General features: G+C 56.0%; 1 other RNA gene. It reads right to left on the reverse strand.

The features are described from left to right. Positions 1 to 61: 61 nt before the first annotated feature. Positions 62 to 198, reverse strand: a non-coding RNA gene (locus OGY09_RS00950) — RtT sRNA. Between the last annotated feature and the right edge of the window lie 52 nt (positions 199 to 250).

The following is a 250-nucleotide window of genomic DNA, read 5'->3' on the forward strand; positions in this document are numbered from 1 at the left end:
CCGTAGATGTGCAACATGCGAAAAAAAAGCCCGTACTTGCGTACGAGCTCTTCTTAAAATATGGCGGTGAGGGGGGGATTGACTCGCTTCGCTCGCCCTTCGGGCAGCCCACTCACTCCGTTCGCGGTCTGTCCAGCTGGCTGCGCCAGCAGTCGAACCCCGGTCGGGGTTTCTCATCCCCCCGTAGATGTGCAACATGCGAAAAAAAAGCCCGTACTTGCGTACGAGCTCTTCTTAAAATATGGCGGTG

It is taken from the genome of Citrobacter sp. Cpo071 (assembly GCF_030332765.1).
In the GTDB taxonomy this organism is placed as follows: Bacteria; Pseudomonadota; Gammaproteobacteria; order Enterobacterales; family Enterobacteriaceae; genus Citrobacter; species Citrobacter portucalensis.